The following is a 15845-nucleotide window of genomic DNA, read 5'->3' on the forward strand; positions in this document are numbered from 1 at the left end:
CCATTTCTTGAATCTCCAAAGATTAAAGTTACGTTATCTTTAGAGGGACGTGCTGTCCATTATTTTGTCTAGGATCAGGCATAAAAAATCCCTCCGAAGAGGGATTTTCTCATTCAATATATCAGCACTTAAGCAAGCAGCAAGCTATTAATGCGCTTGACATATTCAGCAGGATTTTCTGGTAATCCACCTTCTGCAATCACCGCCTGGTCAAAGATCACATTGGCCAGATCATCAAACTGCGCTGAGCCATCCAGTTTTTTCACCAACGGATGTTCCGGGTTGATTTCCAGAATCGGTTTAATATCCGGCACAGGCTGACCTGCATCTTTCAGCATACGAATCAGCTGCGGAGACAACTCACCTTCTCCAGTCACCAGACAAGCCGGAGAATCGACCAGACGCGTCGTCACCCGCACTTCTTTGGTCTTGTCTTTTAATGAATCCGTCAACTTATCCACCACCGGTTTAAACTGGGCTGCGGCTTCTTCAAGGGCTTTCTTCTCTTCGGCATCCTGAAGGTCACCTAAGTCAACTGCACCTTTCGACACGTTTTGCAAAGGCGTACCATCGAACTCATTCACAAAGTTCATCGCCCATTCATCCACGCGTTCAGTCATCAACAGAACTTCAATGCCTTTTTTCTTGAACAGTTCCAGTTGCGGTGAATTTTTCGCAGCATTCAGGCTATCTGCAGTCACATAATAAATGGCTTTCTGGCCGTCTTTCATGCGTGCTTTATAGTCTGCCAATGACGTGCTAACTTCATCATTGGTCGAAGTCGCATAACGCAGCAGTTTCAAGATACGTTCACGGTTACTGAAATCTTCACCCAAACCTTCTTTCAATACTGAAGCAAATTCCTGATAGAAAGTCTTAAAGTTTGCCTGATCTTTTTCATCTTCAGATTTAGCCAGATTATCCAAAATGGTCAGGATACGGCGGGTATTGCCTTCACGGATGGTTTTTACATCACGGCTTTCTTGCAGTAATTCACGACTCACGTTCAATGGCAGATCGGCACTGTCCACCACACCCTGTACAAAGCGCAGATAGTTTGGAATCAGGTTATCTGCATCATCCATAATGAACACGCGTTTCACATACAGTTTGATACCCGCTTTGGATTCACGGGTGAAAATATCATGTGGCGCTTTGCTTGGAATATATAATAACTGGGTATATTCAGTGCTGCCCTCAACCCGATTATGCGCCCAAGCCAATGGCGCTGCGAAATCATGGCTTAAGTTCTTGTAGAACTCGACATACTGCTCTTCAGTGATTTCAGACTTGTTACGAGTCCATAATGCACTGGCTGAGTTAATGGCTTCCCACTCATCGGTTTTGACATATTGGCCACCTTTAGACGTTTCACCTTCAGCCGCTTCTTCTTCCTGCCAGACTTCTTTTTGCATCTGGATTGGCAGGCTGATGTGGTCTGAATATTTATTGATAATCTGCTTCACTTTATAGCTTTGCAAATAATCTAGCGCATCGTCACGGAGATGCAGAATAATATCTGTACCACGGCCTTCTTTGCTGATCTGTTCAACTTCGAACTCACCGGTTCCGCCACTAATCCAGCGTACGCCTTCAGAGACATCTGTGCCGGCACGACGCGATTCTACCGTAATCTTGTCAGCGACAATAAAGCCGGAGTAAAAACCGACACCAAACTGGCCAATCAACTGGGCATCGGCTTTTTGATCGCCGGTCAGTTTGGACATAAAATCTTTGGTGCCTGATTTGGCAATAGTCCCTAAATTATCAATGGCTTCCTGTTCGCTTAAGCCAATCCCGTTGTCTGAAATGGTAATGGTTTTGTTGTCTGCATCCAGGCTGACACGAACGCGCAGATCCGGATCATTTTCATAAAATTCGGGATGATTAATCCCTTCAAAACGTAATTTGTCACATGCATCTGAGGCATTCGAGATCAATTCGCGTAGGAAAATTTCAGGGTTTGAATAAAGCGAATGGGTCACGAGATGTAGTAACTGAGCCACTTCAGCCTGGAAACTATGTTTTTGTGCGCTAGACTCGCTCATTAATCACTCCTTTTATTTTAAATACAGGTCAATACTGTTGCCTATATGAATGGAGTGAGTTACTAAATTTTCAATAGCCAGTTGTATATTTTTTCTCAAGATATTTTATAAAGAATCGCTTGATCTGATCTGGCTTGGATTTTTAAAGACTTAGGTTTAAGTCCTAATAAGGCCCAAGCTTATAAATACGTTGAAATTGCAGGTCTATTTGCTGCTGACGCATATTATAGACCTGACTAAGACAGGATACCGATTCCTGACAGCGGTCACGAAATTGTAGCCATTTCACCTGATCGCGCTGGATCACCGAGCGGGTTCCCATAGGCACCATACGACGTAAAATATGATAGCTGGTACTCATCTTGACATCGGCATCATTCAGCAGACGATGTTCACAAATCGCTTTCTCTGTCACGGTTTCAGCTTTCTGACAATCAAAACTTGCCGCATAGGCAGACCCTGCCAGCAGACTGAAGAAGATCACAATACCTTGGCTTAAAAACTTCATGCTGATCTTCCTTATTATTCAATTATTAAGTCGTATTCAATTAATATTTACTTTATTCGTTTTAATATAGTTGAACATTGCCGATCTGCTCAATTTCAATAAGTTATAAATCGTTGTTATTTTGAAAAAAAAACCTCATTCAAGATGAGGCTTTTTTGTTGAGTAAGGTTAGAATTTAGAACTTGTAGCTATAACCGATCGTGTAAACCCAAGGATCAATATTTAAGTCGAATTTAGTATTATCAGCATCATCTAAAGTCACTTCAGGACTCAAATCTGCATAGCGCACGTCAGCAAATACGCCCCAGTTTTTGGCATCGGCCGGCTGGTAATTAAAGCCGACCTGACCTGCCAAACCAAACTCTTCTTTCACATCTTTAGCCAGACCTTCTTCATCCCAAGCAATAAAAGCTGTGCCACCTACACCAATATATGGCGTAAAACGTGTTGCATTTTTAAAGTTATATTTAGCGGTAATTGTGGGTGGAAGATGTTTAATCTTGGCAATTTTCCCTAGACCCTGAGCAGAAATGTCATGGTTAAACGGGGTAGCCAATAATAATTCTGCCGAAATATTGTCATTAAAAAAGTATTCGACCGACGGCGTAAAACCATATTCTTGATCCGCTTCTACGACTAAACCTGGTGCAATTTCAGTGTCACTTGATGGTGCTAAAGAACTGGCACCAACTTTCACCTGCCATTGACCTGCCATCGCAGATGCAGAAAGACCCATTAATGCAATTAGAGCGACTTGCTTTAACATTTTTAAATACCCCACAGGAAGAATAATTATTAAGAAAATAAATCTTAATTAATAATAAACACGAGGAAAAATAATATGCAATAAGGATTATAAAACTAATTTTAAATTATTATTTAAAATATTGATTTAAAAAGTTATTTATTTTAAATTGACTGAATTGGTTGGTTTTAAATACCAAGTATATTAAGCAGATAAATATGGCTTTATTCAGAGTGAAATAATCAGGTTTATATTAATTTTTATTTAAACATATATTTTAAATGCATCTTATTGTTTATTTTAAATCTAGATAAATCTGCTCCAATAGATATCAGAGCAGATTGAAATTGACTTACAGAACCATGGCTGCAATCCAGCCAAAAATCATCAACGGAATATTGAAGTGAATGAAGGTTGGAACCACACTGTCCTTCATATGGTCATGCTGACCATCCATATTCAGACCGGATGTTGGGCCTAGAGTTGAATCTGACGCTGGAGAGCCGGCATCGCCTAAAGCCGCCGCAGTCCCGATAATCGCAATGGTCGCAGCCGGGCTGAAACCAAACTGGATACACAGCGGAACATAAATAATCGCCAGAATGGGAATGGTCGAGAAAGACGAACCAATGCCCAATGTGATCAGCAAACCAATCAACAGCATCAGGAAGGCAGCCAATGCCTGACTATTACCAATCCATTTCACTGATGCTTCAACCAAGGTTGGTACCTGATTAGTCGCTTCAATCACCGCGGCAAAGCCTTGTGCTGCAATCATGATAAAGCCAACCAGCGCCATCATGCGCATACCGGTAATGATCACATCATCCGCTTCTTTCCATTTAAAGATCCCGGCACAACTCAAGATTGCGACACCGACCAGACCGGCCAGAATCATCGAATCTGAATAAAGCTGTACCGCCAATGTAGCAATAACTGCAAGACCTGCCATCCAGATGGTAAATTTGGCAATCTGCGGTTTAACGTGTTCAGCCACACCTAATTCAGCAGAAATACTTTGCTGTTCCTGGATATGAATATCTTGATATTGACGTGGTTTGCGATAGCTAATAAAGATCGCCACCAATAAGCCTACAAACATCCCGAATACTGGAATTGCCATCGCAGATGGAATCTGGTCATAGCTAATTTCAAATCCGTATGGCTTACCAAAGGTATTGATGTTATGACCTAGAATATCATTCAGGAAGATCGCACCAAAACCGACTGGAATGAGCATATAGGTGGCGACCAGACCAAAGGTCAGCAAACAGGCAATCAAACGACGGTCGAGCTTTAAATGGTTAAATACAGCCAATAGTGGCGGAATCAGTACCGGAATAAAGGCAATATGCACGGGAATAACGTTCTGCGAGAACACAGCAGCAATAGCAACTGTGAAAAAGATCAGATATTTCACCCGGTTTTGCGCTTTAAAATCGGCCTCACCTTTTAAGGTACTGATCATTTTATAAGCCAGCAAATCCGGTAAACCCGAACGTGCCAGAGCCAAAGCAAATGCACCTAAAATACCGTAAGCCAAGGCAATTTTAGCACCACCACCCAAGCCATTGTTAAACGCGTCCAAGGTTCCCTGTAGGCCTAGACCTGCCAATAAACCACCTGTAACAGCACCAATAACCAGGGCAAAAACCACAGGTACACGTGCCAACGAGAGTCCGAACATGACTCCAATAGCAGCAAGAATTGCGAACATAATGAATCGGAATAGAGAGAAAGCGGCTATTTTATCAGAAAATACGGATAAAAATTCCGCCACTTTTTTCTGGTCGGGTCATGTTTCGCGGAGTGGCCTGTCAATGAATGTCAGCAGATTTACGCTGAATAAACTCATCAATCAATTGAGCCACTTGCTCCGGTTGACTCAGGATCGCCCAGTGATTGGCAGCCAGTTCTACTTTCGAGAAATCATCCACCCATTTTGACATTTCATCAACCAGATCTGGCCCGACAAACTGGTCATATTTCAGCACAATCGCCTGTATCGGACAGATGGCAAAACGCTGCCGTGGTTGAGCTAAGCGTGGCAAAAAATTGGCCCGATACAGGTTCACACCATATTTGCCATCTTTGACAATATGCGGGTTGAGTGGCAGATCATCGTGTCTTTCCAGTTGCTGCACGATCTTGCCCCAACGCTGCGGATTAAAAAAATTCCAGGCCAACGGCGCCACTAAAGGCAACTGAAACATCGCGATATACCAAGATTTGCTCATTTGCTTTAAAAATTTTGCTTTGTTTTGCTGGAACTGTTCACGCATCCAGAAAGCGGCATGATCCAGACATGGCCCAGATAAGGTGCTATAAGACAGAATTCGCCCTTTAAAGCGTGGATCGGTGACAGATTCCCAGGACTGAATTGAGCCCCAGTCATGCGCAGCCAGATGAAAAGCTCGATTCGGCAATACCTTATTCACCACCTCTTCCAGATCCTGACTTAAACGGGCCAAGCGGTAATCGGAGATTTTTTTGGGAATACTGGACTCCCCTGCGCCCCGGACATCATAAGTCACCACAAAATAATCCTGACTCAAATGAGCAATGACTGGCTCCCAAACTGCTTGATGATCAGGATAACCATGAACCAGTACCAAGGCTGTTTGTTCGGGTTGTCCATAAGTTTTGACACAGAGACACTGCTGATCCGTGGTATCGACCCATTGCACTTGTGTTTCCATCTTTTGATCCTGTTTTTATTATTGACCACTTAGTTTATAAATCGGCATGATTGATCAATGCCAGCGCATTTTTGTTGCTCTAGTATGCATAATCACAGCCGCAAAAAGAATGTCAGTATGAGCCTATTCCAGAAAATTCAAAAACTGCCTCTGGTTTCAAAATTTATTCTGAACCGTTATGCCCCTTATCGTGGTGCAGGCATCGAAATTGATAAGATTGATTTTAATAATTATCATGTTCGGGTCAAAATGCCGCTGACCCGTAAGAACCAGAATATTGTCGGTGTGCATTTTGGTGGCAGCCTGTATTCAATGGTCGATCCCTTTTATATGTTATTGCTGATGCATCATTTGGGGCCGAAATATCTGGTCTGGGATAAAGGCGCCAGCATTCAGTTTTTGGCACCGGGTCGCGGCACAGTGGTGGCGGACATTCGGATTTCTGCTGAAGAAATTGCCACGATTATCAATCTGGCAGCCGATAATGCGCCAGTGTATCGACATTATCAGCTGAATATTTATGATGAAGCCGGGGTCAGAATTGCCGAAGTAGAAAAAACAGTATATATCCGGCGTAAACAGAGCAAAGGGAAAATTAACTCTCCTAAATAAGATAAAAGCGCCACATTGGCACTTTTAAATCTAGATGAATCTGAAGTGACTTTCGACTTAACGACGACGGTTATCCTGTTCAATCGCAGCACCGGCACCACCACCGATTGCGCCACCGATTGCAGCACCCGCATTACCACCGAAGATACTTTTACCGACTGCGGAACCAACAGCACCACCTACACCACTATAGGTCGCATTACGGTTTGAACCGCCTTGGGATTTACTACCCACTGCAGCACCGGCACCACCACCTACAGCTGCACCAACGCCACCGCCGACTTTATTACCAACACCACCACCGACTGCACCACCAAGGGCCGCAGCACCGATCCGTTGCTCATTGGCAGACATACTTTCACAACCCGCCAACATAAAGGTGGAAAGAGTGGCAACTGCCATAACACCCATTAATTTTTTCATGACCTTGGCCTTCCTGTCTTGCTTTAATTAAGCTTATCTTCATTTTATGAAACTAAAATCTGTAGCGTGTTACTTCTCTCGGTATTCCTGCTGAGTTTTGTAAATATCAATGGATTATTCTTCTGTTCAAGCTGTCTTATTTATAAATTTCAGACAAAAAAAGACGCCCGAAGGCGTCTCTTTTCTCAGCTTTAACTCGAATTAGAATTCTTCGTTAAATGCCTGGCTAAGCGCTTGGTCTACATCAGAGAAGTCATTGTGCAGTTCAAATTCTGCAGCTTCTGCTTCTTGACGACGACGCTCCAGGTGGTAAGCCAAACCTGTACCCGCTGGGATCAGGCGACCTACAACCACGTTCTCTTTCAAGCCACGTAAGTCATCTTCTTTACCTGTTACAGCCGCTTCAGTTAACACACGCGTGGTTTCCTGGAACGATGCAGCAGAGATGAACGAGTCAGTAGAAAGCGACGCTTTCGTAATACCCATCAATTGACGTTCAAACTTCGCAGGGAACTTGTTTTGCGCAAGAACTGCTTGGTTTTCTTGAACAACGCGGATGTAATCCACTTGTTCGCCTTTGATGAAGCTGGTATCGCCACCGTCAGTGATATCAACTTTACGCAGCATTTGACGTACGATCACTTCAATATGCTTGTCGTTGATTTTTACACCTTGCAGACGGTATACGTCCTGAACTTCGTTCACGATGTAGTTTGTAAGCGCAACTTCGCCTTTCAAACGTAAGATATCGTGCGGGTTCTGTGGACCATCAGAAATAGTTTCACCACGGTTCACATGTTCGCCTTCGAACACGTTAATCGTACGCCATTTCGGAATCAGTTCTTCATAAATCTCAGAACCATCATCCGGCGTAATCACCAGACGGTTCTTACCTTTGGTCTCTTTACCAAAGCTTACAACACCCGACACTTCTGCAAGGATTGCATGCTCTTTCGGCTTACGTGCTTCGAACAAGTCAGCTACACGCGGCAGACCACCGGTAATATCACGGGTACGTGAAGTTTCTTGTGGTACACGACCGATGACATCACCGACACCAATCGTTTCGCCATCGCGCACAGAAAGAATCGTGTTTTGTGGCAGGAAGTAGAACTGCTCACCACCATCTACTGTGTCTAACACAACAGCAGGACGCAAATCCTTACCTGACGCAGGACGTGAAGTCACTGGCAAGATTTCGATGGTTGACATACCTGTTGCATCATCAGTTTTAGAAGTAACCGTCACGCCATCAGCAATCTGGCTGAAACGCACTTTACCAGCAACTTCTGTTACCAATGGATGTGTATGTGGATCCCAAGTCGCCACGATACCGCCTGCTTCTACAGCTTCGCCATCTTTGAGCAAGATAGAGGCACCGTAAGGCAGTTTGTAACGCTCACGCTCACGACCTAAATCATCCGCAATACCGATTTCACCTGAACGTGAAGTCGATACCAAGTGACCTTTGGCATGTTGTACGGTTTTCACATTATGGAAACGTACTGTACCCTGGTTACGAACCTGCACGCTGTTTGCAGCAGAAGTTCGGCTCGCAGCACCACCCACGTGGAAGGTACGCATTGTTAACTGTGTACCTGGTTCACCAATCGATTGAGCTGCCATAACACCAACAGACTCACCCGGGTTCACCTGATGACCACGTGCCAGGTCACGACCGTAACATTTCGCACATACACCAAAGGTTGATGCACAGTTCACGACTGAACGCACTTTAATTTCGTCGACACCCTGGCTTTCGATAAACGCAGCCAGTTTCTCGTCAATTAAAGTATTACGTGGAAGCAGAACTTCATCTGTACCCACTTTCTTGACATCTTCAGCAACTACACGACCCAATACTCGTGCACCCAGGTTTTCGATGACATCGCCACCTTGAATGAACGGAGTCATTACCAGACCGTCATACGTACCACAATCCGGCTCGGTAATAACCAAGTCCTGCGCAACGTCTACTAGACGACGCGTCAAGTAACCAGAGTTCGCAGTCTTCAATGCTGTATCGGCCAAACCTTTACGCGCACCGTGTGTCGAGATGAAGTACTGAAGTACGGTCAAACCTTCACGGAAGTTCGCTTTAATTGGGGTTTCAATGATCGAGCCATCCGGCTTCGCCATCAAACCACGCATACCCGCCAACTGACGAATCTGAGCTGCCGAACCACGGGCACCCGAGTCAGACATCATATAGATCGAGTTGAATGATTTTTGCTTCTCGTCTTCACCCTGTTTGTTCTTCACAGTGGTGAAAGACAAGTTGTCCATCATCGCTTTAGCAACCTGGTCATTGGTACGCGCCCAAATATCGACCACTTTGTTATAACGTTCGCCGGCAGTTACGAAGCCTTGTTCGAACTGTTGTTCGATTTCACGAACTTCAGCTTCCGCTTTACCAATAATTGCTTGTTTTTGCGGTGGAATAACCATGTCTTCCATACCGACAGAAACACCTGAACGCGTCGCTTGACGGAAGCCCAAGTACATCAACTGGTCAGCGAAGATAACAGTATCTTTCAGACCCAATTTACGGTAGCAAGAGTTAATTAACTTCGAGATATTTTTCTTGGTCATCTCAACGTTAATTTGCTGGAAATCCATACCTTCAGGCACAACTTCCCAAAGTAGGCAACGACCAGGCGTCGTATCTACAATAATGGTTTGCTGTTCACGGTTACCATCTTCGTCGATCACAGTCTGGTGTACACGTGCTTTAACGCGAGCGTGTAGATCAACCTGACCTGTTGCGAGTGCACGGTTTACTTCGTGAGTATCCGCGAACACCATGCCCTCACCTTTGGCATTGATTGCATCACGCGTGATGTAATACAAGCCCAAGACAACGTCCTGAGACGGTACGATGATTGGCTCACCGTTCGCTGGAGACAAGATGTTGTTCGTTGACATCATTAACGCACGAGCTTCAAGCTGAGCTTCAAGTGTTAATGGTACGTGTACCGCCATTTGGTCACCGTCGAAGTCGGCGTTAAACGCAGCACATACGAGTGGGTGTAGACGAATCGCTTTACCTTCAATCAGGATCGGTTCAAATGCTTGAAGACCCAAACGGTGAAGTGTTGGTGCACGGTTCAACATCACTGGATGTTGACGAATCACGTGAGCAAGAACATCCCAAACTTCTGGAGTTTCACGCTCAACCATTTTCTTCGCAGCTTTAATGGTGGTTGCTTGACCAGAAGCTTGTAGTTTCGCGAAAATGAATGGTTTGAACAGTTCAAGTGCCATTTTCTTCGGAAGACCACATTGGTGCAAACGAAGGTTTGGACCAACAGTAATTACCGAACGACCAGAGTAGTCAACACGCTTACCAAGTAAGTTTTGACGGAAACGACCTTGCTTACCTTTGATCATGTCTGCCAAAGATTTAAGCGGACGCTTGTTCGAACCGGTAATTGCACGACCACGACGACCGTTATCCAGCAATGCATCTACAGACTCTTGCAACATACGTTTTTCGTTACGTACGATGATGTCTGGCGCTGCAAGGTCAAGAAGACGCTTCAAACGGTTGTTACGGTTGATCACACGACGATAAAGATCGTTCAGGTCAGAAGTCGCGAAACGACCACCTTCAAGTGGGACAAGCGGACGAAGGTCTGGTGGAAGAACTGGAAGTACAGTTAACACCATCCATTCTGGCTTGTTGTTCGAATCGTTGAATGCTTCCATCAACTTCAAACGCTTAGACGCTTTTTTCAGCTTGGTTTCTGAAGTTGTAACAGGAATTTCTTCACGAAGACGCGCAATTTCAGCTTCAAGATCGATGTCTTTCAACAAGTCTTGAACCGCTTCAGCACCCATTTTCGCTGTGAATTCATCACCGTGTTCTTCTAATGCATTGAAGTATTCTTCATCGTTTAGAAGTTGGTATTTCTCAAATGGAGTCATACCCGGATCGGTCACTACATAAGATTCGAAATACAATACACGTTCGATATCACGTAGCGTCATGTCTAATAATAGACCGATACGGCTAGGCAATGATTTCAAGAACCAGATGTGTGCAACTGGAGATGCCAGCTCGATGTGACCCATACGTTCACGACGAACTTTCGCAGTTGTTACTTCAACGCCACATTTTTCACAAATGACGCCTTTGTATTTCATACGCTTGTATTTACCACACAAGCATTCGTAATCTTTCACTGGACCAAAGATTTTGGCACAGAACAAACCATCACGTTCAGGCTTGAACGTACGATAGTTAATGGTTTCTGGCTTTTTAACTTCACCGTGAGACCATGACTTAATCATTTCTGGTGACGCAAGACCAATACGGATGCGGTCAAACTCTACTGGAGCATGACCGTCTGAATCCGTCTTTTTGCGCATGATATCGAGCAAGTCTTTCAATTTTTTTCTCCGTGTGTTGTGGAGATTTTCACTCAACAACTGGGTCACAAATATTGTTTTTTAACTGAATTTTAATCCCCCTCAATCCCCCTTTGTTAAGGGGGAAGCCCTCTTTATCAAAGAGGGGTTTGGGGAGATTAAATGGAACTAATTAGTCACCATTTTTCAGTTCAATGTTGATACCTAAAGAACGGATCTCTTTGGTCAATACGTTGAACGATTCAGGCATGCCCGGGTCCATATAATGGTTGCCATCTACAATGTTCTTGTAGATACGGGTACGGCCTTCAACGTCATCCGATTTCACAGTCAGCATTTCTTGTAGCGTATATGCTGCACCGTAAGCTTCTAGTGCCCAGACTTCCATCTCACCGAAACGCTGACCACCGAATTGTGCTTTACCACCAAGCGGCTGTTGCGTTACTAGAGAGTAAGAACCAGTTGAACGCGCATGCATCTTGTCATCAACCAAGTGGTTCAGTTTCAGCATGTACATGTAACCAACAGTTACCGGACGATCGAAACGCTCACCAGTACGACCATCATATAATACGGTCTGACCAGTACTAGATAGGCCTGCAAGTTGTAACAACTCTTTGATCTGACCTTCTTCAGCACCATCGAATACAGGAGTAGCCAAAGGCACACCAGCACGCAAGTTGCCAGAAAGTTTCAAGATTTCCTCATCAGTCAGGCTATCAAGATCTTCTTGCTCGCCACCAACTTTGTTGTAAATCTTGTCTAGGAAATCACGAAGCTCAAGTACAGTACGTTGCTCTTTCATCATCTTGTCGATTTGATCGCCAAGACCTTTCGCCGCCATACCCAAGTGAGTTTCAAGAATCTGACCCACGTTCATACGCGATGGTACGCCCAGCGGGTTCAATACGATATCAACAGGTACACCGTTGGCATCATGTGGCATGTCTTCTACCGGCAAGATGTTTGATACAACACCTTTGTTACCGTGACGACCCGCCATCTTATCACCCGGCTGGATGCGACGTTTTACAGCAAGATAAACTTTAACAACTTTCAATACACCAGTCGTCAGTTCATCGCCTGTAGAAAGTTTGCGTTTTTTCTCAGCAAATTTCTCGTCAATTTCGAAGCTCTTCTCTTTCAAGAACACTTGAATTTGAGTTAAACGTTCAGCAATTGCTTCATCAACTGGTTGAATTTCAAGAAGATCAACAAGCTCTAAACCAGACAACACGTCTTCAGACAGTTTGTCGCCACGTTTAGTTGTACCGCCACCATTCGACTCTTGGCCGTTAAGTAGACGGATTACACGTTCACGTGCAGCTTCTTCGAAGATTTTGAATTCTTCTTTCAAGTCTTTACGGTATGCATCAAGCTGTGCTTTTTCAATTGCTTGAGCACGTTCATCTTTTTCAAGACCATCACGTGTAAACACTTGAACGTCAATCACAGTACCTTTCGTACCCGATGGAACGCGTAAAGATGAATCTTTTACGTCAGCCGCTTTTTCACCGAAGATTGCACGTAGCAATTTTTCTTCTGGAGTAAGCTGTGTTTCACCTTTAGGGGTTACTTTACCAACAAGGATATCGCCAGCAGTTACTTCTGCACCGATGTAAACGATACCTGACTCGTCCAGTTTAGACAGAGCAGCTTCACCCACGTTCGGGATATCGGCAGTGATTTCTTCCGCACCCAGTTTGGTATCACGTGCGACACATGACAATTCCTGGATATGAATCGAGGTTAAACGGTCTTCTTGAAGTACACGCTCAGAAAGTAAGATCGAGTCTTCGTAGTTGTAACCGTTCCAGGTCATGAACGCAACGCGCATGTTTTGACCCAGTGCTAGCTCACCGCCATCAGTCGATGGACCATCAGCCAGTACATCACCACGACCTACTTTATCACCTAGGTTCACAAGAACTTTCTGGTTGATACAAGTGTTCTGGTTCGAACGGGTGTACTTGATCAGGTTGTAGATATCTACACCTGCTTCACCTGCGATCATTTCGTCTTCATTCACACGAATAACCACACGAGACGCATCAACAAACTCGATACGACCACCACGCTGAGCGATCACACATACACCTGAGTCATGTGCTACGTTCGCTTCCATACCGGTACCAACAAGCGGCTTGTCAGCGATCAACGTCGGAACTGCCTGACGTTGCATGTTCGAACCCATTAATGCACGGTTGGCATCATCGTGTTCTAGGAATGGAATCAGTGACGCTGCTACAGATACAACCTGCTGAGCAGATACATCCATATGCGTTACTTTTTCAGGAGGAATACGTACGAAGTCACCCTGATGACGAACAGATACAAACTCTTCTGTTAAATTACCATCTTTATCCATTGCAGAATCGGCCTGTGCAATGACAGTGCCTACTTCTTCAATCGCAGAAAGGTATTCAACTTCATCTGTTACACGACCATCAACAACTTTACGGTATGGGGTTTCCAGGAAACCAAAGTTGTTACATTTCGCATAAACAGAAAGCGAGTTGATCAAACCAATGTTTGGACCTTCCGGTGTTTCAATTGGACATACACGACCGTAGTGAGTTTGATGTACGTCACGTACTTCAAAGCCTGCACGTTCACGCGTCAAACCGCCGGGACCAAGCGCAGAAACACGACGTTTGTGCGTAATCTCAGATAACGGGTTGTTTTGGTCCATAAACTGAGACAACTGGCTTGAACCAAAGAATTCTTTGATTGCAGCAGCAACAGGTTTCGCATTGATCAAATCTTGCGGAGACAGGTTGTCAGTTTCAGCTTGGCTTAAACGTTCTTTAACAGCACGTTCAACACGAACCAGACCTACACGGAATTGGTTTTCTGTCATTTCACCAACAGAACGAACACGACGGTTACCGAGGTGATCGATATCGTCGACTTCACCTTTACCGTTACGGATTTCAACTAATGTTTTTAATACATCAGTGATATCTTCGTTCGAGAGAATGCCTTCAACTTCACGTGACTTCTGGTCTGTACCGACTTCGTAAGGACGACCCAAACGACGGTTGAACTTCATACGACCGACTGGGGACAAGTCATAACGTTCAGAAGAGAAGAACAGGTTGTTGAATAAGTTTTCAGCAGCTTCTTTTGTTGGTGGCTCGCCCGGACGCATCACTTTGTAGATTTCTACCAATGCTTCTTCACGATTGCTCGTCGTATCTGCACGTAGAGAATCTGCAACGAATGAACCGCGGTCGATATCATTAGTGAACAGGATATTGAACTGCTTCACGCCGCCTTCTGCAATTTTCACCATGATTTCATGGCTTAATACAGTATTGGCTGCAATCACATCACCATCTTTTAATGGGATGTCTTCAGCAGTGATACGCTCATACAGGTACTCATCTGGCACTGCAAGTTTTTCAAGACCTGAAGCTTCCATTTGACGTACATGACGCGCATTGATACGTTTACCTTGCTCAACAATTGCCTTGCCATCCTTGTCCAGGATGTCAAATTGTGCCATTTCGCCACGCAAACGTTCAGGCACCAGGTCAATCTGGTAGCTACCCATGTCAAGATACACAGGTACTTTCTCATAGAACATGTCGAGAATGTTTTCATTGCTATAACCCAAGGCACGAAGCACCACAGTCGCAAGCAATTTACGACGACGGTCAATACGTACATAGACGAGGTCTTTGGCATCGAATTCAAAGTCTAACCATGAACCACGGTAAGGAATGATACGCGCTGAATAAAGGACTTTACCACTTGAGTGAGTCTTGCCTTTATCGTGATCAAAGAATACGCCTGGTGAACGGTGTAATTGTGACACGATCACACGCTCGGTACCGTTAATTACAAAGGTACCGTTATCCGTCATCAATGGCATTTCTCCCATATAGACTTCTTGTTCACGTACGTCTTTAATTGACTTCGTTTCACGATCTTTCAGGATCAAACGAATTTTTACACGCATTGGTGCTGCATAAGTTGAGCCACGAAGGATACATTCGCGTACATCAAACTCAGGCTTACCAAGACTATACTCAACAAATTCTAAAGCAGCATTGCCAGAATAACTTTCAATAGGAAAAACTGAACGAAATGCGGCTTGGAGACCGATATCTTCGCGGTTTTTTGGTGATTTGCCATCTTGTAAGAATGTTCTGTACGAGTCGACTTGAATCGCGAGCAAGTACGGAGCATCCATGACGCTAGGCAATTTACCAAAATTCTTACGGATCCGTTTCTTTTCGGTATATGAGTATGCCATCTGGAGTCCTCGGAAAGTGTAAACCAAGCCCGCCTGCAGAACGGGCTCAGAAGGAATTACGCTGGCCGATATGGCCACCACTCTTTACAAATGCTGCAATTTTTAGTGGTATTAAAACGCTTATCAATATTTTTTAATGAAAAATATTGGTAAACGTTTGTTCATTATGTTTATTTTC

At 44.3% G+C, this 15845-nt stretch carries 9 protein-coding genes; 1 reads left to right on the top strand and 8 read right to left on the bottom strand.

Annotated elements, in window-relative coordinates; all coding sequences use genetic code 11:
• Positions 1–128 precede the first annotated feature (128 nt).
• From htpG to MTX11_RS08435, 5 genes are all read right to left on the bottom strand, one after another.
• Positions 129–2048, bottom strand: a complete 1920-nt coding sequence (gene htpG / locus MTX11_RS08415; RefSeq protein ID WP_243474879.1) for a molecular chaperone HtpG — start codon at positions 2046–2048, stop codon at positions 129–131.
• Between the two features lie 163 nt (positions 2049–2211).
• Entirely contained in the window at positions 2212–2556 is a 345-nt protein-coding gene (locus MTX11_RS08420) for a lysozyme inhibitor LprI family protein (RefSeq protein ID WP_004647317.1), read from the bottom strand.
• Between the two features lie 175 nt (positions 2557–2731).
• Complete coding sequence (locus tag MTX11_RS08425) at positions 2732–3322, bottom strand: OmpW/AlkL family protein (RefSeq protein WP_243474880.1); 591 nt, start codon at positions 3320–3322, stop codon at positions 2732–2734.
• Between the two features lie 331 nt (positions 3323–3653).
• Positions 3654–5018, bottom strand: a complete 1365-nt coding sequence (locus MTX11_RS08430; RefSeq protein WP_243474881.1) for a Na+/H+ antiporter family protein — start codon at positions 5016–5018, stop codon at positions 3654–3656.
• Positions 5019–5118: 100 nt separating this feature from the next.
• Positions 5119–6000: an alpha/beta fold hydrolase gene (locus tag MTX11_RS08435; RefSeq protein ID WP_243474882.1), complete on the bottom strand. Its 882-nt coding sequence runs from the start codon at positions 5998–6000 to the stop codon at positions 5119–5121.
• A 117-nt stretch (positions 6001–6117) separates the two neighbouring features.
• Between MTX11_RS08435 and MTX11_RS08440 the strand changes: the two genes are divergently transcribed.
• Positions 6118–6612 (top strand): DUF4442 domain-containing protein, encoded by a 495-nt coding sequence (locus MTX11_RS08440; RefSeq protein ID WP_201771462.1) that lies wholly within the window; start codon positions 6118–6120, stop codon positions 6610–6612.
• 57 nt (positions 6613–6669) lie between these two features.
• Here the strand turns inward: MTX11_RS08440 and MTX11_RS08445 are convergent, their stop codons facing one another.
• The 3 genes from MTX11_RS08445 to rpoB form a co-directional block, all read right to left on the bottom strand.
• A complete protein-coding gene (locus tag MTX11_RS08445) occupies positions 6670–7035 on the bottom strand; it encodes a glycine zipper domain-containing protein (protein WP_005108070.1) in 366 nt (121 codons plus the stop codon).
• Between the two features lie 201 nt (positions 7036–7236).
• A complete protein-coding gene (rpoC, locus tag MTX11_RS08450) occupies positions 7237–11427 on the bottom strand; it encodes a DNA-directed RNA polymerase subunit beta' (protein WP_044111741.1) in 4191 nt (1396 codons plus the stop codon).
• Positions 11428–11578: 151 nt separating this feature from the next.
• Complete coding sequence (gene rpoB, locus MTX11_RS08455) at positions 11579–15667, bottom strand: DNA-directed RNA polymerase subunit beta (protein WP_005102827.1); 4089 nt, start codon at positions 15665–15667, stop codon at positions 11579–11581.
• Between the last annotated feature and the right edge of the window lie 178 nt (positions 15668–15845).

The organism is Acinetobacter lwoffii, assembly GCF_022809915.1.
GTDB lineage: Bacteria > Pseudomonadota > Gammaproteobacteria > Pseudomonadales > Moraxellaceae > Acinetobacter > Acinetobacter lwoffii_M.